The organism is Mucilaginibacter inviolabilis, assembly GCF_011089895.1.
In the GTDB taxonomy this organism is placed as follows: domain Bacteria; phylum Bacteroidota; class Bacteroidia; order Sphingobacteriales; family Sphingobacteriaceae; genus Mucilaginibacter; species Mucilaginibacter inviolabilis.
In genome coordinates, this window is sequence record NZ_JAANAT010000004.1 from 548251 (window position 1) to 566801 (window position 18551).

20 protein-coding genes are annotated in these 18551 nt (G+C 42.5%); 11 read left to right on the plus strand and 9 right to left on the minus strand.

What is annotated here, in order from left to right; translation table 11 throughout:
- Nucleotides 1–109: 109 nt before the first annotated feature.
- Both G7092_RS25870 and G7092_RS25875 read right to left on the minus strand, forming a co-directional pair.
- Nucleotides 110–637: a DinB family protein gene (locus G7092_RS25870; RefSeq protein ID WP_166094189.1), complete on the minus strand. Its 528-nt coding sequence runs from the start codon at nucleotides 635–637 to the stop codon at nucleotides 110–112.
- Between the two features lie 246 nt (nucleotides 638–883).
- Complete coding sequence (locus G7092_RS25875; RefSeq protein WP_166094192.1) at nucleotides 884–1804, minus strand: ketopantoate reductase family protein; 921 nt, start codon at nucleotides 1802–1804, stop codon at nucleotides 884–886.
- Nucleotides 1805–1957: 153 nt separating this feature from the next.
- On the opposite strand from G7092_RS25875, the gene G7092_RS25880 reads away from it, so the two are divergent.
- Nucleotides 1958–2635 carry a hypothetical protein gene (locus G7092_RS25880; protein WP_166094194.1) on the plus strand — a complete coding sequence of 226 codons (678 nt, stop codon included), beginning with the start codon at nucleotides 1958–1960 and terminating at the stop codon, nucleotides 2633–2635.
- Nucleotides 2636–2661: 26 nt separating this feature from the next.
- Here G7092_RS25880 and G7092_RS25885 read toward each other — a convergent pair whose 3' ends face one another.
- Nucleotides 2662–2952, minus strand: a complete 291-nt coding sequence (locus tag G7092_RS25885; RefSeq protein ID WP_076375385.1) for a hypothetical protein — start codon at nucleotides 2950–2952, stop codon at nucleotides 2662–2664.
- A gap of 118 nt (nucleotides 2953–3070) precedes the next feature.
- Here G7092_RS25885 and G7092_RS25890 point away from each other — a divergent pair, with 118 nt between their 5' ends.
- Entirely contained in the window at nucleotides 3071–4219 is a 1149-nt protein-coding gene (locus G7092_RS25890; protein WP_166094197.1) for a tetratricopeptide repeat protein, read from the plus strand.
- Here G7092_RS25890 and G7092_RS25895 read toward each other — a convergent pair.
- Together G7092_RS25895 and G7092_RS25900 are read right to left on the minus strand one after the other, a co-directional pair.
- The gene (locus G7092_RS25895; protein WP_166094199.1) at nucleotides 4216–4800 is read right to left on the minus strand and encodes a riboflavin synthase; all 585 of its coding nucleotides are present in this window, start codon (nucleotides 4798–4800) and stop codon (nucleotides 4216–4218) included. The two genes, G7092_RS25890 and G7092_RS25895, sit on opposite strands and share 4 nt — an antisense overlap.
- Nucleotides 4801–4999: 199 nt before the next feature.
- Complete coding sequence (locus G7092_RS25900; protein ID WP_166094201.1) at nucleotides 5000–5497, minus strand: SRPBCC family protein; 498 nt, start codon at nucleotides 5495–5497, stop codon at nucleotides 5000–5002.
- 75 nt (nucleotides 5498–5572) lie between these two features.
- Here G7092_RS25900 and G7092_RS25905 point away from each other — a divergent pair, with 75 nt between their 5' ends.
- The 6 genes from G7092_RS25905 to G7092_RS25930 all read left to right on the plus strand — a co-directional run bounded on the left by G7092_RS25905 (nucleotide 5573) and on the right by G7092_RS25930 (nucleotide 9927).
- Entirely contained in the window at nucleotides 5573–6031 is a 459-nt protein-coding gene (locus G7092_RS25905) for an NUDIX hydrolase (RefSeq protein ID WP_166094203.1), read from the plus strand.
- A 168-nt stretch (nucleotides 6032–6199) separates the two neighbouring features.
- Nucleotides 6200–7174, plus strand: a complete 975-nt coding sequence (locus tag G7092_RS25910; protein WP_166094205.1) for an ABC transporter substrate-binding protein — start codon at nucleotides 6200–6202, stop codon at nucleotides 7172–7174.
- Nucleotides 7175–8044 carry an ABC transporter permease gene (locus G7092_RS25915; RefSeq protein ID WP_166094208.1) on the plus strand — a complete coding sequence of 290 codons (870 nt, stop codon included), beginning with the start codon at nucleotides 7175–7177 and terminating at the stop codon, nucleotides 8042–8044.
- Nucleotides 8041–8790, plus strand: a complete 750-nt coding sequence (locus tag G7092_RS25920) for an ABC transporter ATP-binding protein (RefSeq protein WP_166094210.1) — start codon at nucleotides 8041–8043, stop codon at nucleotides 8788–8790. The genes G7092_RS25915 and G7092_RS25920 overlap by 4 nt, the downstream gene beginning before the upstream one ends.
- Nucleotides 8791–8824: 34 nt before the next feature.
- Nucleotides 8825–9067, plus strand: a complete 243-nt coding sequence (locus G7092_RS25925) for a hypothetical protein (protein ID WP_166094213.1) — start codon at nucleotides 8825–8827, stop codon at nucleotides 9065–9067.
- 338 nt (nucleotides 9068–9405) lie between these two features.
- Nucleotides 9406–9927, plus strand: coding sequence for a tetratricopeptide repeat protein (locus G7092_RS25930; RefSeq protein WP_166094215.1), 522 nt, complete (start codon nucleotides 9406–9408; stop codon nucleotides 9925–9927).
- 114 nt (nucleotides 9928–10041) lie between these two features.
- On the opposite strand, the gene G7092_RS25935 is transcribed toward G7092_RS25930, so the two are convergent.
- Both G7092_RS25935 and G7092_RS25940 read right to left on the minus strand, forming a co-directional pair.
- The gene (locus G7092_RS25935) at nucleotides 10042–10503 is read right to left on the minus strand and encodes a c-type cytochrome (RefSeq protein ID WP_166094217.1); all 462 of its coding nucleotides are present in this window, start codon (nucleotides 10501–10503) and stop codon (nucleotides 10042–10044) included.
- Entirely contained in the window at nucleotides 10503–11813 is a 1311-nt protein-coding gene (locus G7092_RS25940; RefSeq protein ID WP_166094219.1) for a PQQ-dependent sugar dehydrogenase, read from the minus strand. Before G7092_RS25940 ends, G7092_RS25935 begins: the two co-directional genes overlap by 1 nt.
- Nucleotides 11814–12020: 207 nt before the next feature.
- Between G7092_RS25940 and G7092_RS25945 the strand changes: the two genes are divergently transcribed.
- The 3 genes from G7092_RS25945 to G7092_RS25955 all read left to right on the plus strand — a co-directional run bounded on the left by G7092_RS25945 (nucleotide 12021) and on the right by G7092_RS25955 (nucleotide 15300).
- Entirely contained in the window at nucleotides 12021–12737 is a 717-nt protein-coding gene (locus tag G7092_RS25945) for a hypothetical protein (RefSeq protein WP_166094221.1), read from the plus strand.
- 215 nt (nucleotides 12738–12952) lie between these two features.
- Nucleotides 12953–13966 carry a LacI family DNA-binding transcriptional regulator gene (locus G7092_RS25950; protein WP_166094223.1) on the plus strand — a complete coding sequence of 338 codons (1014 nt, stop codon included), beginning with the start codon at nucleotides 12953–12955 and terminating at the stop codon, nucleotides 13964–13966.
- A gap of 53 nt (nucleotides 13967–14019) precedes the next feature.
- Entirely contained in the window at nucleotides 14020–15300 is a 1281-nt protein-coding gene (locus G7092_RS25955; RefSeq protein ID WP_166094225.1) for a serine hydrolase domain-containing protein, read from the plus strand.
- Nucleotides 15301–15305: 5 nt separating this feature from the next.
- On the opposite strand, the gene G7092_RS25960 is transcribed toward G7092_RS25955, so the two are convergent.
- A complete protein-coding gene (locus tag G7092_RS25960; RefSeq protein WP_166094228.1) occupies nucleotides 15306–15986 on the minus strand; it encodes an arylesterase in 681 nt (226 codons plus the stop codon).
- A gap of 4 nt (nucleotides 15987–15990) precedes the next feature.
- Nucleotides 15991–18549, minus strand: a complete 2559-nt coding sequence (locus tag G7092_RS25965) for an ABC transporter permease (RefSeq protein ID WP_202985424.1) — start codon at nucleotides 18547–18549, stop codon at nucleotides 15991–15993.
- Nucleotides 18550–18551: the final 2 nt, after the last annotated feature.

Below are 18551 nucleotides of genomic sequence, written 5' to 3' on the forward strand. Positions count from 1 at the left end.
GTACGAGGAGAAATCTTTTGCTACTTGCATATCGCTTGTATAAGATCTCTCCTCGTACTTGGTTCGAGATGATATTTTTTTATTGTCTTGATTCTTGAATCTTACTTCTCTAAAACAGCATTTCCTGCGGTGGTTTCACGCCTTTTAAACGCAGATAAACCGTAGCTTGTCCGCGATGGTGGGTTTGGTGTTCAAAGCCTTTATTTAAAATAAGGAATTTGGAAAAATCTTTTCCACCCACTTTTATGGTTTCCTGTAATTGTGCCGGGGTAAGGCCCGGTATAGTGTTGATCACAAAATCATAGCTATCCATTACCGCTTTAATGGTAGCCGCTTTTGTGGGTTCAACGGTTTTTTCGAGGGATGTTTTTCCTAGCGGATTGGTTTTTCCGCTTACCCAGCAGGAGAAAAAATAATTGTCATCTGCCAGGTGCAGCATCTGACCTGCAAAAGATCTCATTTCGGGAGTTGGCTTAAAGCTGTAGCCATCATCGGGCATGGCATCCAGATAGGCCTTGGTATAGTTTTTGGCGCGTTGCCATTCTGCAACCATCTGATCATTGGTAATCTGGGCACGCACAGTTGTGCAAGCAAAAACAGTTGCCATTAAAGTAAACAGAAAGGTGAGCTTTTTCATAATTGAATAGTTTTAAGATTGGTTTATAATTGGTTATACTAAGTTATTAAATTCCCTTGTTATGCCGAAGGGAAGTATCTAGTTTGTAATTGATCTTTGTTCCGATCCATGATGTTTTGCCTGTCAGTATGAGCCTATCGAAGACTCGCGTGCAGAGGCTTGTCGTCATGGTTCGATGGAGCTTATTATTTATCTTCAAGCCCCCCGCGAGATCAACCCTCGACAGCAATAAAATCTTTCGGTGATTTAGCGATTAATATCAGATTTTAATTTAACCAGTTCACCAAGAAGTCTTGTCTGCTCAACCAAATGTGTTTTGCCGAATTTTTCTGCGATGCGTACAATCGCGAAATTCAGTGTATCTATTTCTGTTGGTAGTTTGCGGTTAATATCCTGTAGTGTTGATATCAGCTGACCATCTGAAGCTTTACTAATAGCCACTAAGCTGGCAGTCACGTCGTCCTGTTCCAACATAACTCCGGTTTCATGGGCAATCTGTACACATTCGGCAATTATTTCACGGGCAATTGCCAGGGCTTGTTCATTCCGGTGAAATATGCCGTTGTCGATATTCAATAATGGGCATACCGAATTGTAAACACTGTTCATGATGGCTTTTTTCCAGATCACCTGCTGAATGTTTTCCTCTGCGCGAAACTTGAAATGAGGGGTGCTTAGTTCTTCAACTATATCATTCAGAGAAGTGTCACTGCCGCTGATGCCACCAATAGGACACTCAAATGCAGGCTTAAAGCTCACCCGGCCATCTGTAGTAACCTGGCTGGTTACAAATAGTACACAACGATAAACCCCGGGAAACCCGTGATCAGTAAATACCTGCTCTACACCCAGGCCATTTTGTAAAATAATCAATGGAGAAGTATTGATTTTAGGTTTAAGAGCCAGTGCCAAATCTTCGTTACCAAAGGATTTATTGGTTAAAACCACCATGCCATCCAGTGTCGCGAACCTGCTTAGGGTGCTGGTTTCAACTTCTGCTTCTAATGTGCTTTGATCAGCCAATACCACCGTGATCTTTTCTATAACGCTGCTGCCATCATCTACGCTTCCGCGGAGTATTACTGCATTTTTGCCTTGTAATTTCAAAAAAACAGCTAAAGCTTTGCCAATAGCACCATTGCCAACAATAAATATGGTCTTATTCATAGGATAGAATTTTTCGTCAAAGTTAACCGCTTGGCTTTATCTTTTGTCATAGATCGGTAAAGACGCTTGTTAGCACCAATGCGGGATACTTCCCATAGTCGGATTTGTTTATATGTAATTAAAAATGCAGCTTTGAATAACTAATTTTATCACATGAAACCCCTGTTCGCCTGCCTCACGCTTATCTTAGTGCCCCTATTTACTCTGCAAGCGTCTGCACAAAATATGACTGCTGTTAACAATATGCTTAACAAGCAAAACATGCAGTTTAATATGCGGATGCAAATGCAAATGAACATGCAGATGAATATGATGATGCTAAGCCGAAGCCAAAGTAATTACCAGTTTAATTACCTGGTAACGATGAAGGATAGCTCGCAGATATTTGTTAAATCCAAAATATATTCAGACACAGCCAAACATAAAGCTTACCTGATATTTGTTGATAAAAGTTACAGTAAGAAGGATACTAACCGAAGCAAGAAAATATATGTATCGCAAACGCTTAGTATCGCGCGTAATTTAGGCGGAAGCGGCTCACCCGATGACTGGTATAAAGGAATTGCTAAAGATAGCTGTTGGATGTTTAAAGCAATATCGGGTTCTATAAATGCCTATTCTATGTTAAGTCAGACTGATGGTTACGGTTTCGATCCTTTTGCTATTGTGGCAGTTCAAAAGGGAGAGGGCCCCATCTTAAAATTGACGCCTGAAAATTTAAAGCCAATGGTTGGGCAGGATGCCGATGCGCTTGAAAACATCCAAAAGAAAAACTATTATAAAGCTATCAAGAAATATAACCGGAGTGCAGAAAAGGCTGCAAAAAAATAGATCCCCGGAAACGGGGACCTATTTTTTTATAATTTGTTAATGGCGTCTTGCTCTTTGAGCGCCTGGATGTTGTTCTTGTCGCTGAAAGTATCTGTTTGTTTAGCAAAATCCTCCAGGATGCTGGCGATGTTGTCCAGGTTGTCTGCTACGCGTTGGTGCATGTCCGGAAGGTCCTTTTCCAGTCTTTTATCACCCAGTTCTATATTATCTACTTCAATTTTAGCCAGCTTGGTGATAATAGCCTGCTGACTATTTTTCAGATCTTCCAATTCATGGACAATTTTCTCCATCAGTCCAAACTTCTTTAACTTATCCATACAGTTGTGTTTTTTAATTTAAGGTATATCTCATTAACTCTAAAAAATAAAAATTGTTTAGAATTTGGATTATTGATCAATAACTAATACTTTAGTTTAAAACTAAGATATTAGTTATATGAAAAACCTGGCTCTGTTAATTTTGCTTATTTTTTATCTGCCGGTATCGGTAAAGGCGCAGCAGCAACCGGCTGTAAATGATTCCTTGCTGCTTGATTATTACCAGAACCAGCGTTTTGCCGAGGCTGCCGACTATCTCAAAAAAACATACCCAGAACCGGTAAGCAATATCCGGGTGCTGGGCAAACTGGCGTACACTTCGCAAATGGCCGGACGGTTACCTGATGCGGAAGGATATTACCAGAGGATGTACAATATCGACTCAACTAATAACGCGGTGCTGTTTAGCCTTGGAGCAATAAACCTGCGGCGGGGTAATAATTTAAAGGCACAGTTTTACTATAAAATGCTGAGTTTGAAAGATACCACTAATTTTATGGTGTTTAAACAATTGGGTAAGGTATGTTTGGAAAGGGGAGATCTGCCGGGAATGTTGGTGAATCTGCAAAAGGCTAACAGAATTAATCCGGCTGAACCCGAGGTCGCATCTGATCTGAGCGATATGTATGTAATACAAAAACGATATGATGATGCTGAAAAGGTATTGAATGGCTCCATTGCACAGGATCCCGACAATATGGTCTTATTGCAAAGTCTGCTCAAGCTTACTTATTCACAAAAAAGATTTGAACAGGTTAAAAATACCTGCTTAAGGCTTGTTCAACTTGGTGATGGTTCCGCCTTTACCCTAACCAAGCTCGAAATGGCTTATTATTACCTGAAAAACTACACCTGTAGTGTAGAAACTTTTGCCGAAATATCGCCCGCGGAACAAACAGAAAGCAGTTTTTATATTGCCGCCCTGGCATACAAAGCGCTTAAAGATCAACCTAAAGCGATTGAAAATCTTGCTAAAGCGATTGATGCAGGCATATCATCCAATATCAGCGATTATTACGCAGAAATGGCCGATAGCTACGAAGCACGTAAGAAATATCAAAAGGCAGTTTGGGCCTATCAAAAAGCGCTGCAATTTTCAGAAAAGCCAATCCTGTATTATCTGTTGGCATCGGTTTATGATACCGAGCTGAAAAACAAGTCGCTTGCCTTAAAGTATTATAAAAAATATACAAACAGCAAACCACCCGAGAAGGAGCAGAAATATGTGGCCTATTCCAAGTCGAGATTGGACGAACTGGCGCGTTAACGCTGCATTAAACGGGCTACATACTTGCCAATGATGTCAAACTCCAGGTTTACCATCGAACCTTCACGAACATTGTGCAGGTTGGTATGCTCAAAAGTATAAGGGATAATAGCTACTGAAAAACTGTTGGCTTTGGAATTAACTACGGTTAAGCTGATGCCATTAACGCAGATCGAGCCTTTTTCAACGGTAACATTACCTGTAGCGGCGTCATACTCAAAAGTATATTCCCAACTGCCATCAAGTTCTTTAAACTCAGTACAAACTGCGGTCTGGTCAACATGGCCCTGAACAATATGCCCGTCGAGCCGTGCGTTCATCTGCATACAGCGTTCCAGGTTTACGGGTTCGCCCACTTTCAGATGACCCAGGCTGCTTTTGTTCAGCGTTTCTTCAATGGCGGTAACCACGTGCAGGCCATCGGCCAGCGCTACCACCGTTAAACAAACCCCGTTGTGTGCTACTGACTGGTCGATCTTTAATTCGTGCGAAATATCCGATTCAATAGTGATATGTAAATTACCCTGCTCTTGCTGCAGATCGGTCACTTTACCCAAAGTTTCTATAATTCCTGTAAACATATGCCCTCCACCCCCCTAAAGGGGGAGTTTTTTGATAAGTACCAAAGCTAAAGAATATCGTTGATGTTTTTTGTCAGCTTAAAATGAAAAAACTGTAAGTATCTCAGTTTATCATCCTAAGGAACGAAGTATCTATTAATGAACTATACATATTGAATAATAGATGCTTCACTCCGTTCAGTATGACATCGAAGTTGGGTTATTTGAAACTGGTAAACAGATCCACTCTTTTGTTCCGCAGATCCTTACCGCCTTCTATCACCGATTTTAAGTTAGTAAGGTAAAAAGTCCATCCAATCTGGCATTGTACATATAGGTTTTTTGCCGGATCATCTTCCAGGGGGATGTTTTCCTGGGTAAGCTCAACGAGAGTGAGGCCGTATTTGTTCTGGATATCAATGGTAACAATACTACCTCCGGTAAAGGTAAATTTGAGCAAGTCTGAACCGTTGTTTTCCAGTACTTGTCCGTTCTCAACCGCATTGTCGTCAAAGCCGTGCCAATACCAGGAATAAGTATCTTCCTTGCTGATAAATTCGTCTTTTTCACGTTGGCGACCAACTATGGTATAAAAATCAGCCTGGCGTAAAAACCAGCTTTCGAGCCCGGCAGGAGTGGCCCAGGCCTCATAAATATGACGAACATTGGTGTTAAAATCGGCAGTGAGTTTAAAGCTTGTCCAGCGGTTGTCGGTCATATATAGCAGCATTGTTTGATATAAAAATAATCATAATACCTTACCCTTTTATTAACTTGCTTTTAAATATTAACCATGGGTAAACAAAGCGCAGGAATACTATTATATCGAAAAACTGAAGGTAAACTTCAGGTTTTCCTGGTGCATCCGGGCGGGCCGTTTTTTAAAAATAAGGACGATGGTAGTTGGTCGATCCCAAAGGGGGAGTTTCTGGATGATGAAGACCCACTCCAAGCTGCCAAACGGGAATTTGAAGAAGAAACCGGACAAACCGTCACAGGTAAATTCATCAACCTCAACCCAATCACCCAAAAGGGTGGTAAAAAAGTGCATGCCTGGGCTGTAGAGGGTGATATAAACCATTTGATGGTTAAAAGCAATCATTTTGAAATGGAATGGCCGCCACGTTCGGGTAAACAGCAATCATTTCCTGAAGTGGATAGGGCGGGATGGTTTGATATGGATATTGCCAGGGTGAAGATAAACCCTGCGCAAACTGGGTTAATTGAGGAGTTAGTTGAGACGTTAAGATGATGAGATAATGAGACTTTGAGAAAAGCCCGATCGTCAACAATTTTTCATCCAAGGATCACATGGTCTCATTATCTTAAAGTCCTATCATCTCAAAGTCCCTTTGTAAAACTAATTTCACCTTTTGTCGTTCTGCTTTTACCTTTATGGGCAATTACATAACTTAGTAAAATGAAGTTTTTTAAATATCTACCTATAACTTTTTTATTGATCGCGATTGTATCGTGCAAACCCAAACCTAAATCTGTCACTATTCCGGTAGTAGGTTTTGTGGATGCGTTTGAGGATGCCACTATAGCCCAGGCCCGTACCGGTTTTACCGATGCTTTGAAAAAAGAGGGCTTTAGCGAGGCTAAAAAAACAGTGCAGATTGAGTACAGCAACGCTCAGGGGAATATTCCTACACTTACGCAAATAGTTAATCATTTTGTTTCTGAAAATGTTGATCTGCTGGCTACCTGTACAACTTTATCTACCGTTACGGCCATACAAAAAACTAAAACTATACCCATTTTTGCCATGGTAGCACCTGTACCCGAGCGTATGAAAGTGCTTGATGCCAGCGGCAAAGCTCCGGCCAATCTTTTTGGGGCGGTAGAAGATTTAAACTATATAGATACCTCATTTACCATCATCCCTAAATTGCTGAAGCCCAAAGGAGCAAAGCTGGTGATTGGGATGATCTATAATCAGTCTGAGCCACAGTCAACCGATGCATTAAACCGCATCAAATCACTGGCCGAAAAACAGAATGTAACCATTGTTGCCTTGCCTTTAAATTCTTCCGCAGATGCACAACTAGTTACGCAATCATTGCTGAATAAAAATATCGACGCCTTTTTTGCCAATCCGGATAATACCGTTTTCGCTGCTTTTGAAACCATTTTAAAAAGCTGCAATCAAAAAAATGTACCCATATTTACCAGCGAGGCCGGCCTGGTACAGCGCGGTGCCGTGGCTGCTTTTGGTGCCGATATTTACCAATGGGGTTATCAGGCGGGCGAGCAGGCTGCTTACTTCCTGAAAAACCATAAAACCGATGGACTGGCACCTCAAATGGTGAAGATCAGGAAACGGGTATATAATCCTGCTGCTGCTAAAAAATATAATATTACTGTGCCTTCAGATTTTGAGGCTGTAAAATAAATGGATTTTTACTTAACCACTGTAACATTAGGGCTTTGCTACGCGGCTTTGGCGCTGGGTATTTTTATCTCCATGAAGATATTTAATATCCCGGACATCACTACCGATGGCAGTTATACACTGGGTGGCGCGGTTACGGCTGTAATGCTTACCCATCATCAATCATCATACGTTATTTTACCAGCTGTTATTATAGCTGGTGGTATAGCAGGGGCGTTAACGGGTCTGATCCATACCAAGCTTAAAATAAACGCTTTGCTGGCTGGTATCCTGGTCATGACGGCCCTTTATTCGGTAAACCTCACTATTATGGGGCGTTCCAATATACCGTTGAGTAATGTGGCTTCGTTGTTCTCGTCAGTGCAAATAGTGGCGGATGCTAACCAGAATACATTTTGGATACTATTGTTATTTGTAGTGCTGATCACTTTTTTGATTGGTTACCTGCTCAAAACGGATTTTGGTATAGCCATGCGGGCAACAGGTAACAGCGAATCCATGATCAGGGCGCTGGGGGTTAATACCGATAGGATGAAAATCACCGGTTTGGCATTGGCCAATGCACTTACTGCCTTGAGCGGCTACTTTTTTGTACAATCGCAGGATTTTGCCGATATCAATATGGGTATAGGTATCGTGATTGTAGGTCTTGGCTCTGTTATTATTGCCGAGTCAATCATCAATTGGCTACGCATCACCAGTGTTTGGCTCAGTTTAATTTTGGTGCTGGCCGGGGCTGTGGTATTTCAACTGGTGCTGGCGGTTACCCTGGCTATTGGTGTCGACCCCAATATGCTTAAAATAGTAACCGCTGTTTTTGTATTGCTCATAGTTAGTTTACCCCGTTTATCATCACTCCGATCATCATGATAACGATAAACGACGTACATAAGACGTTTAATAAAGGTAAAGCCAACCAGGTTAACGCGGTTAATGGCATCACTCTGACCATTACCGAAGGGGAGTTCCTGGTGATCGTGGGCTCTAATGGTTCGGGTAAAACCACTTTACTCAACTTAGTAGCTGGAAGCGTATTTCCGGATGTTGGGAGTATCAGCATAGACGAAAATAACGTGAGCAAACTACCCGATTATCGCCGTAGCCAATGGATAGCGCGCGTTTTCCAGAACCCGGTAAGCGGTACTGCATCCGATCTAAGTATTCTGGATAACTTTAGATTAGCAGCTATCCGCACCAGGGCCAAAGGCCTATCTATTGGTATCAATGATAAATTCAAACAGCAGGTAAAGGAAAAAATAGCCACCCTGGGCATGGGACTGGAAAATAAGGTAGAGCAATCCATGGGTACACTATCCGGTGGGCAGCGCCAGGCTTTAACGCTGTTGATGAGTGTGATGGATAGCTGCAAAGTTCTGTTGCTGGATGAACCTACCGCTGCGCTCGACCCTCGATCGGCAGAGGTGGTGATGCGTACAGCTGATAAACTCATCGCTGATTTTAAACTGACTGCCATACTGATCACCCATAATCTCAAAGATGCCTACAATTATGGCACACGGATCATACAGATGAGCGAAGGACTCTTACTGCGCGATCTGAACAACAAACAAAAGTCAGATTTAAAGCAAAATGACCTTTTTGACTGGTTCAGCTAAAAAATGGCAAAGTAATTGTATAGTGTTGTGCACTATGAAGACTAATAATTTTGCACCCATACTCGACGCTTACCAGTTAGTAAGCGGCGCCAAGATAAAAGGAAAAAAACAAGACGAGATATTTGAACTGGGCATATATGATGCTTTAAAAAGAGGATATACCCTGTATCCTTTGGAGCATGGTGTAAAATATGACGATTTCAGTGTGATCATCTCCGAAAAGGAATTAAAGAACAATTTTTTGATCGAAGGGGCTAAGGCTGCAATAGCTGCTTAAGATATTGAACTTGGGGGAGACGCATGTGATGCGTCTCTACGTTCTTCCTCTCTATGTAGAGACGCATCACATGCGTCTCTTATACTGCATTTGTCCGCCATTTTGGAATTTCAATCAATAAGCGTAAATTTGTAAAAAAAATAAATGATGCTGTTTAATAATTCATTCTGCTTAAAAAATATGATGTGGCCCATGGTGGCCCGGCAGAAGGGTTGTGCATCAATGATACTCTTCTCCAGCCCGTTCTAGAAAACATCATTACTACGGACAGAATTTATTACATCATTATTTATTCAATTTATGCTTACTGCAAGTGAGCTTTTGCAATTTTAAAATTTATGAACACTTACTATACTATCGAAGAGAAGTATCTACAGGCTATCGATAAGATATCATACGGGAAAACACCCAAAGCTCTTAAACTACTGAACGAGATCATCAGCAACGACCCATTATATGCACGTGCTCATCACCAATTGGGGATGATATATTATTATGAGATTAAGGATTACCAAACTGCGGGATATCACTTCAAAACCTGCATGGAATTGGAGCCATCCTTCCCGGATAACTATACGCATTACCTTGATCTGTTGGTTTTTCTGAACATGGAGAAGCTGGTGAACACCATATCAACTAAGGCATTAAATACACAGGGGGCCGACACGGCAGGTATTTATGATCTGCTGGGCTTGTTCTATGAAAAGAACAAACAATGGACAAAAGCTCAGGAGGCCTATCAGAAAGCCTTTATGGAAGTAACCGATAACAAGGAAAAAGCTGATATTGAAATGAGCTTGAATCGGGTACGTTCAAAAATGAAACAAACTTTGGCTTATACTTATCAGATAACAGAGTAAAGAGCCTCATCTAAACGGCGAAGCCCACATGTAATAATCCTCTCCAAAGGAGAGGACTTTAAGATAGCTAAAACAACAAATGCGGGGCATGCCCCGCATTTGTTGTTTTAGTCTTTAGCTCTTTTTATTAGTCGCCCGTACGGCTTTTACTTGAGCGGCGGTAATAGCAGAGGCTTTATTGCCGAAGCTGTTACGCACAAAGGTGAGTACATCGGCAATTTCCTGATCTTTCAGGAAATCGTGCGAGGCCATACTGTTGGAGTAGGTTTCGCCATTGATTTCTACATCTTCGTTAAAACCGTTCAGAATAATTTTTATCAATTTAGTTTTGTCGCCTAAAACATAGGTTGTTTTAACCAATGGCGGATTCATGTGTGGTACCCCCAGGGCATCGGCCTGGTGGCATGATACACAGTATTGGGTAAATACCTTTTGACCGGCTGCAATTGAAGCTTTTAAGCCAACTGCTGGGTGTTTTACCGGTCCTTTAGCCTTATATTTGGTTTGAGCCTGAAGGCCTGTTACGGCAAACAACACAGATGCGAATATGATTAGCGGGGCTTTTTTAAAGTCCATTATTTTTTATAAGTTATTTTGTAAATAGTTCCCTGGTTATCGTCGGTCACATAAAGTGAGCCATCTGGGCCTTGGGCCAGGCCGCATGGGCGATGTTCGGCACGGCCAGAAGCTGTTTGTGCTGCAGTACCTGCAAAACCATCAGCAAATACTTCCCACTCGCCGCTTGGTTTGCCATCCTTAAATGGTTGAAATACTACGAAATAGCCAGCTTGTGGCTCAGGCGCACGGTTCCAGGAACCGTGGAAAGCGATGAAAGCGCCGTTCTTATATTTTTCGGGGAATTGATTGCCTGTGTAAAATAACAGGCCGTTAGGAGCAAGGTGACCCGGAAAAGCGACAACGGGGTCAATAGCGCCCTGACCTCCTTCTTTTTTGCCATCGCCACCATATTCGGGCATTAAAATCTTTTTGTGTTGTTCCTGGTCATAGTACATGTAGGGCCAGCCGGCATTATCCCCTTTTTTAAGGGCATACATACATTCGGCTGGTAAAATGGCTGATTGTTTGGTGGTAAACATGTCAGGGAAAAGATCATGCAACTGATCGCGGCCATGCTGCATTACATATAACTGGTTGTTTTGTTGATTCCAATCGAAGCCAACCACGTTGCGGAGGCCTGTGGCATAACGAATACCATCGCCATAGTGTTGATTCAGCTTGTCGGCTTTAAACTGCCATATACCTCCTGCTGAGTCCAAAATAGGGCAGCCTTTTTGACCCGGTGAACCTTTTTTGCGGTCTTCTACCTGGCAGGAGTTGGAGTAGGCACCGATGTTTACATAAAGGTTACCATCATTATCAAGCGTAATAGCCTTGGCCTCATGTTCACGGCGACTTAGCAAGCCGGTCACAATTTTCTCAGGTTGATCAGGATTGATCACCTCGTTTTGCGCGTTCAGTTTATAACGGAAAACCTCCTCGTCTGATGACGCATACAGATAACCGTTTTTAACATATACACCAGTACCGCCAAAGGTGCCAAAGCCTGTTTTTACAGTAGCTTTATCACCTTCCTGGTGCAGGAACAAGATACCTTTACCGTTTTTGGCGCGGTTAAGTTTAACATAAATATCGCCTTGTGGGGTTACCGCAATTTCACGCGTACCACCCAATTTATCGGCAATAACAGCAGCGTTAAAGCCCTCGGGAAGCTTTAATCCGGTGCCACCATCGGTAGTTGGTGTGGTTGTGGCCACGGAATCTTTGCCGTTATTGGCGGGTTCACCGCTCTTGCAGGCATTAAATAATATGAACCCCGCTATTGCTGCAACAGGCAGCAATGCTGAAAATAATTTTCTGTTCTTCATGGCAATTGATTAATGGTTATCAAATTAAATAAATATACGGGGAATACCCAAATCTGTTTTGTAGTAATGCTATGACAAAATCAGCCGCTTTTGGAGTAAGAAATAAGCAAACGGTCCCCTTGATTCTCTGGTCTTTGTTTCAAAAATAGTTGCTCTATTAAACCATTGTCATTCCTTATCGTCCTAACTGTATAAAATTTAACAACCATGAAGAAGTTAATCATATTATCAGCCATAGCAGCAAGCGGATTATTTTATGCCAAAACCGCCAGTGCACAAATATCTATTCACCTGGGTTTTAATATACCTGTACGTCACGTTTATGTACCCGCTCCTCAGCCAGTTGTTGTGCAAGATGAGCCTGTTTATGACGATGATAACGTACCTGCCGACTACAATGATGATTACTACTATTTGCCAGAAGTTGAGGCTTACTATTGTGTGCCAAGACATTGTTATTATTACAACGATGGTAGTTCATGGGTAAGCGCGGCTTATTTACCAGGCGCGTATCGCAACTATAACTGGCGTACTGCTGTAAGATATGAAGTACGTGCTCCAAGGCCATACATGCGTCATGATTTTTACAGGTCAAGATGGGGTGGTTATGCCGGCGACCGTGCCAATTGGGGGCATCGCTTTGACAACCGTTACAACGGAGGTTACGCTTACTCAAGCCGTGATAACCGCGGATGGGGCAGGGGCGACTATGGTCGTGGTAACTGGGGTGGTAATGATAACCGTGGATGGAACAGAGGTAATCAAGACCGTGGAAACTGGGGTAACAGGGACAACAACAACGATAACCGCAACCGCGGTAACTGGGGAGGCCAACGTTCTGACAACCGTGGCGATGGTAACAGGGGAGGTAACTGGGGCGGTCAACGCTTTGCCGAAAACAGAGGGTACGCTACCCGCCAATAGAACTACCGGTTTATAGATTAATATCCTGATATATATTTTAATAAAAAGAATCGCCTGTAACGGGCGATTTTTTTGTTTTGCGTTTAGGCGGATAAAAGAACTACCTAAAATAACTCGATTTAGCATTTATTTAAGCCTATAGCTAACTTATCATACTAAAGGCTCTTTTGTGTTATTATTTATGTTATATATTTGGATAAACAACACTAAAAAATTTGAAGAAGAAATTATCTATCGTTGATATTGCCAACAGCCTGAACATATCGAAAACCACTGTATCCTTTATTCTGAATGGCCGGGCACGCGAAAAACGGATAAGCGAAGAACTGGTTGAACGTGTATTAAAATATGTAAAAGAAGTTGGTTATAAGCCAAATTCGCTGGCAAAAAGTCTGCGTACCGGCAAATCAAATATTATAGGTTTATTGGTACAGGACATATCCAATAATTTTTTTGCTACCATAGCCCGTCAGATTGAAGATCGGGCATATAAAAACGGTTATAAAATTATTTATAGCAGTACCGATAACGATACCCAAAAAACCCAGGAGCTGATAGCCATGTTTCGCGACAGACATGTTGACGGATATATCATCGTTCCGCCGGAGGGTATTGAGGAAGATATCAGCTCCCTGATCAAGGATGGCCTACCTGTGGTATTGTTTGACAGGTATTTGCCCGGAGTAGAAACCGATTATGTGGTGGTTGATAATTTGTTCAGCACTTACAATGCAACCCGGTATCTTATTGATAAAGGGTATAAAAATATTGCCTTTATCAGCTTTAATAACCAGCAAACACAAATGGCCGACAGGCTCAGTGGCTATAACAAAGCCATGACCCAAGGTAAACTTAAAACCAGTATTAAAGAGGTTGATTTTTACCAGGATGAAAAACTGATGACCGAGCCGATCATGGCTTTTCTGAATGAACATCCGGAAACCGATGCTATCTTATTCGGCAATAATCATTTAGGGACATGCGGACTTAAAGTGCTCCGAAAACTGGATAAAAAAGTGCCGGAAGATATCGCCCTGATATGTTTTGATGATTATGAGGTTTTTGAACTCTGTAATCCGCCGTTAACAGCTATAGCGCAGCCCATTGATGCCATTGCCGATAAGGTGATTACCCTATTGCTTAACAGGCTCAATACTTCTGTAGAGAACGGTGTAAAACAACAAGTGATATTAACCACTGATCTGAGAGTGAGAAAATCAACCAAATAAAACACTGCATCAATAGTATAGCGTAGCAGTAAGGTGTTATTTAATTATCAATGATGAAAAAGATCTTACTGCTTTTATTATTCGTTAGCACTGGTTTAGGCGCCTTCGCGCAAGGCGTTACCTTACAGGTTGGTAACCCGGTAGCAGAAAAGTTTTCTGTTGAAAGGTTACAACGTATTGATCATTTGATAGAATCCAATATCGATTCGGGGTATATCAACGGAGCTGTTGCCCTCATAGCCCGGAACGGTAAAATTGTGTACAACAAGTCGTTCGGTATTGCCGATGTGGAGCAAAAAAAGCTGATGGAAAATGATAACATATTCCGCATTGCTTCACAAACTAAGGCCATTACCAGTGTTGCGGTCATGATGTTATTTGAAGAAGGAAAGTTTTTGCTGGACGAGCCTATCTCCAAATATATTCCTGCATTCGCCCACCCCAAGGTGATCGATCTGTATAACGAAAAAGATACCACCTACACTACGGTGCCCGCCAAACGCGAAATAACCATCCGCGATCTGCTTACCCATACATCGGGTATTGAATACGCGCAGATCGGTTCGCCCAGGATGAATGCCATTTATGCCAAATCGAAAATTCCCGGAGGCTTTGTAGCCGACAAGATACGCCTGGCCGATGCCATGGACAGATTGGGTAAATTACCCTTAACTCATCAACCAGGTGAAAAATGGACTTATGGTTTGAATATAGATGTACTGGGTTACCTGGTTGAAAAAGTATCGGGTAAAACATTGGATCAGTTTTTTAAAGAACGCATATTTGATCCGCTGGGGATGAAAGACACTTACTTTTATATACCAGCCACCAAACAAAACCGCCTGGTAGCGGTTTATACACCCGATAAACAAGGACATCTGGTAAGATGGAGCGCATCTACATTGCCTGGTATTGATGTAGATTATCCTAAAACTGCAGGCACTTATTTTTCGGGAGGGGCAGGTTTAAGTTCAACAATTAAGGATTATGCTACCTTTTTGCAAATGATGCTGAACGGAGGAATTTATAACGGTCAGCGGTTATTGGCCCGGCATACGGTTGAAATGATGACCGAGAACCAGATAGGCGATCTGTATATTAATGCGGATAAAGATAAATTTGGCTTAGGCTTTGGCATCACAACTCAGGCAAGCTCAACCAAATTGGGTATAAGCCCAGGTTCATTTGCCTGGGGTGGTTTTTATGGAACTTTGTATTGGGTTGATCCTAAAGAGCACCTGGTTTGTCTGCTTTTTGTACAAAACTGGCCTTTCCCTCATAACGCTATACAGGATAAATTCCGCGCCCTGGTTTACCAGGCTTTGGCAGATTGACCAGTTTACAAAACGTCTTTTAAAACTCCCCAGACATTATTGGCCGCTATTTTGGCTCCCTGTGCAGTAGGGTGGATACCGTCAGCCTGGTTCAATGCAGGTATACCCGCTACACCCTGTAAAAGAAAGGGTACCAGTTGAGCGTGGTTTTTGGCTGCCAGATCAGGAAAAACGGCCTTGAATTTATTAACATAATCGGCACCCATATTCGGCGGAACCTGCATGCCCAATAGTACAATTTTTACCTCAGGGTATTTAGCTTTTACTTTGTCGATGATACTCTGCAGGTTTTTATGCGTCTCACTTACCGGGATACCGCGCAGACCATCGTTAGCGCCAAGCTCCAGTATAAAAATATCTACCTTTTGTTTCAGCAGCCAGTCTAAACGTGCATTGCCGCCAGCTGTAGTTTCGCCGCTTAAACCCGCGTTAACCACTTTGTAGGGAAGTTTCAGCGAATCGATCTTATCCTTGATCACGCCCGGGAAAGCCTCAGATGGATCATCCAAGCCGTAGCCTGCGGTTAAGCTATCACCAAAAAACAAAACTGTTTTTGTCGCTGTCGCATCCGGCTGGGTGGCTGCGCTGTTTTTAGCCGCCTCTTCAGTAGCCGGTTTTTTATTTTGATCGCAGGCTGCTAAAGCAAGTGTGGCGAATAACAGGAACGTTAATTTGAATTTGTACATGGTATTAAGCGTTATTGCGTAATATTTCGAGCGGCGGTTTGTTTAAAACGCCCCGGCTATTTAACAAACCAATAATAACGGTTAGTATGGATATAACGAAAAATAATATCAGTGCCGGCAGATAATTAACGGTATAAGGTATCTCAAAACTGTACTTAGCCAATAACCAGCTGCCACCAAAGGCAATCACGATACCGGTAAGGGCAGATAAAGAGCCCAGGAACAGATATTCCAGTGCGGTAATGGCAAAAATTTGCCTGCGACTTGCACCTAATGTACGCAGCAGCACACTCTCCTGTATGCGTTGGTATTTACTGATACGCACCGAAGCTACCAATACCACCACACCGGTTATAATACTAAACGCGCTCATAAAGCGGATTACATAGCTTATTTTGCTTAATAACTCATCCAATACGCTTAAAACCAGGCCCAGATCGATAATAGAAACATTGGGAAAGCTATGGACAATAGCCCGCTGAAGTGAAGCTGATACTTTGTTAGATGGCACATGTGTCAACAATACCTGGAACTGCGGTGCATCTTCCAGAACACCTGTTGGGAAAACTACCTGGAAGTTGGTTTGTACCTTACCCCAGTTCACTTTACGGATGCTGGCCACATAAGCTGGCATTTCTACACCCTGAACATTAAAAACTATTTTGTCGCCAATTTTGAGATTGGCGCGGTGCGATAGGTTTTCTTCCACAGAAACAGGAATGTCTTTCCCTGGCGTTGCTTTGCCAATCCATTTACCATCTGTTAGTTTTTCAGATTCGGAAAGGGAATCGCGGAAAGTAACGCGGTACTCATAAGCAAAAACACCATGCGGGATTTTGATGGTCGAATCTTTCTGCAAATCGGCAGCGGTTTTTCCATTGATCTGTTCTATGCGCAAAGTCACAATAGGTACTTGCTGCAGCACCGGTAACCCCTGCTGGCGGGTTAAACGGGCAACGGAATCCTTCTGACTGTTTTGTATATCAAACAAGATCATATTGGATTGATTACCACTGCTTGACAAGGTAACCTGGCCAATAAGCAAATTCTGAACAAGAAACAATATGCAAATGAACATCGTACTTAAACCTATGGATACCATGAGTATAAGCGTTTGGTTATTGGGGCGGTATAAATTGGCAAAGCCTTGTCGCCACAAATAGCTCCATGAACCACTGATCAGTAATTTAGTCAAACGCATCAATAGCCAGGCTACTGCTGATAGTATCATAAAAGCAACCAATATACCCAGCGTAAAGAACAAGCTCCCTAACCAGCTATCTAACTGAAAATAAGTAAAAGTGATGATAAACAGCAGGATCAGCAGGTATACTAACCAGCGCAAGGGATCACGTGATAATACTGTATCATCAAATGATAATCGCAGTGTGTTTAATGGTGATACATTGCGTACCGATATCAACGGCAACAAAGCAAAAAGCAAGGAGATGATCACTCCTAATAAAATACCCTGACCAATAGCCATCCACGAAATTTGAACAGATATGGTGAATGGGATAAAATCTTTAAATACCACGGGCAGCAGATGTTGTATCGCCGTGCCCAAACCAGCTCCTATAACAGAACCAATGAGCCCAATACCCACAATCTGGATCAAGTAGATCAGAAATGCTTCGGATGCTTTTACGCCCAAACAGCGCATGATGGCGATAGAAGCGATCTTCTCCCGTACATAAATATGAACAGCGCTGGCCACACCCACACAACCCAATAGTAAGGCAACAAAACCAACCAAGGATAAAAAACGACTCAGGTCGCCAAAATTACGACCAGTGTTTTCTTTTCGCCCCTCAATAGTTTCGTACCGCATACCAGCTTTATCCAGCATAGGGTCGAGCTTTTTGGTGAGCTTATCCAGGTTTATGGGTTTGGTGAACTTATAGTAGAAGCTATAATTTACCCGGCTGCCAATCTTGACCAGTCCGGTTTGCTCCAAATATTGCATAGGAATATAAACCACCGGCGCTATACCGGCTACTGCACCAGCTTGCCCGGGTGCGCGGTTTAAGATCCCGGTAATTAGAAATTGACTGTTGCCAATCTTAATAGAATCGCCCACGTGCGCGTTAAATTGCAGCATCAGGGTTTTATCAACCACAGCCATTTGACCTTTTTTGAAGGAGGTACCTGCTTGTTCCGGAGTAGTTTCAATAGCTCCATAGTAGGGGAAATTACCCTGTAACGCCCGTACCTGTACCAGCCTTGTACCCTGGCTTTTGGGGAAATAGGCCATCGAAGCAAAGCTGCGTTCCTGCGAGCGTTCGTCACCCAATGAATCTAATAACTTTTTCAGATGTGCATCTGCCGGTTTGTTACCTGATACCGCAAGATCGGCGCCGATCAGGGTAGCAGCCTGTCCGTTGATGTCATTTTGAACGTTATACTTAAACGCGTAAATAGCTACCAGCGCGGCAATACCAAATACAATAGCAGATATGAACAGAAATAACCTCGAGCGGTTTTTACGGCTATCGCGCCAGGCCATATTAAACAGCCAGGGGATATTCATTTTTCGATGATAATTAACAGGATTAGTTTCCATAA